Here is a 218-nt window from a genome sequence, read left to right on the forward strand (position 1 = left end):
CCATCTGGATTTACAAGGCTGGCTACTGGGTTAGTTACAGCCGTTGCACCTGCTACAGTTGTACCGTCTGCATTTACCTCAGCCGCTTTGTAGTATTTCCCATCATTGGCTTTTACTAAACGCTCACCAGCATCATTTGTGTACACGATAATGCCAGCTTCGCCATTACGAATAGCATTCGTTTTATCCGTTAAATCTTTACCATTTAATCCATCTTT

The 218-nt window shown here is 42.7% G+C and carries 1 protein-coding gene; it reads right to left on the reverse strand.

Features of this window, described 5'->3' with window-relative positions; genetic code table 11:
* Nucleotides 1-218, reverse strand: a 218-nt coding sequence (locus tag VEI_RS10345) for a hypothetical protein (protein WP_202812084.1), incomplete at both ends; no start/stop codon positions are given.

Source organism: Veillonella tobetsuensis (assembly GCF_001078375.1).
In the GTDB taxonomy this organism is placed as follows: Bacteria; Bacillota; Negativicutes; order Veillonellales; family Veillonellaceae; genus Veillonella; species Veillonella tobetsuensis.